This is a genomic window from Brevibacillus reuszeri (genome assembly GCF_002897295.1).
GTDB classification, from domain to species: Bacteria; Bacillota; Bacilli; order Brevibacillales; family Brevibacillaceae; genus Brevibacillus; species Brevibacillus reuszeri_A.
Map to the genome: position 1 here is coordinate 1 of NZ_BEXF01000161.1, position 257 is coordinate 257.

The 257-nt window shown below is 54.5% G+C and carries 1 rRNA gene; it reads right to left on the reverse strand.

Annotated elements, in window-relative coordinates:
* Positions 1–257: ribosomal RNA gene (locus tag C3B52_RS35990) — 23S ribosomal RNA — on the reverse strand; the annotation flags it as partial.

Genomic DNA, 257 nt, shown 5'->3' on the forward strand with positions numbered 1-257 from the left:
TTCTCTCCTCGCCTACCTGTGTCGGTTTGCGGTACGGGCACCTTGTTCCTCGCTAGACGCTTTTCTTGGCAGTGTGAAATCAGGGACTTCGGTACTTACATTTCCCTCGCCATCACAGCTTGTGCTTAACGGTGTGCGGATTTGCCTACACACCACACTTGCTGCTTGGACGGCCATCCAGTAGGCCGCTCACCCTATCCTCCTGCGTCACGCCACTCACTCAAACGGAACAGAGGTGGTACAGGAATATCAACCTG